Raw genomic sequence first — 803 nt, 5'->3', positions numbered from 1 at the left:
GTAAGTACTATCCGGGAGACACACGGCGGGTGCGTAACGTCCGTCGGAGAGGGAAACAACCCAGACCAGCTAAGGTCCCAAATTATAGCTAAGTGGGAAACGATGTGGGAAGGCTTAGACAGCTAGGATGTTGGCTTAGAAGCAGCCATCATTTAAAGAAAGCGTAATAGCTCACTAGTCGAGTCGGCCTGCGCGGAAGATGTAACGGGGCTAAGCTATAAACCGAAGCTGCGGCAATGAAGTTTACTTCATTGGGTAGGGGAGCGTTCTGTAAGCCGTTGAAGGTGAGTTGTAAAGCTTGCTGGAGGTATCAGAAGTGCGAATGCTGACATGAGTAACGATAAAGGGGGTGAAAAACCTCCTCGCCGGAAGACCAAGGGTTCCTGTCCAACGTTAATCGGGGCAGGGTAAGTCGACCCCTAAGGCGAGGCCGAAAGGCGTAGTCGATGGGAAACGGGTTAATATTCCCGTACTTCTTACAATTGCGATGGGGGGGGACGGAGAAGGCTAGGTGGGCCTGGCGACGGTTGTCCAGGTTCAAGTGCGTAGGCTGAAGAGTTAGGTAAATCCGGCTCTTCTTAAGGCTGAGACACGACGTCGAGCTACTACGGTAGTGAAGTCATTGATGCCATGCTTCCAGGAAAAGCCTCTAAGCTTCAGATTGTAAGGAATCGTACCCCAAACCGACACAGGTGGTCGGGTAGAGAATACCAAGGCGCTTGAGAGAACTCGGGTGAAGGAACTAGGCAAAATGGTACCGTAACTTCGGGAGAAGGTACGCTCTCGACGGTGAAGTCCCTSCG

Annotated in this window: 1 rRNA gene; it reads left to right on the top strand. The window is 52.0% G+C overall.

What is annotated here, in order from left to right:
- A 23S ribosomal RNA gene (locus tag B853_RS15690) occupies window positions 1-803 on the top strand; the annotation flags it as partial.

The sequence above is a fragment of the Vibrio rotiferianus CAIM 577 = LMG 21460 genome, from assembly GCF_002741985.1.
Classification (GTDB): Bacteria; Pseudomonadota; Gammaproteobacteria; order Enterobacterales; family Vibrionaceae; genus Vibrio; species Vibrio rotiferianus.
The sequence above is the reverse complement of the archived record's forward strand: the minus strand, read 5'-3'. Positions and strand labels throughout refer to the sequence as shown.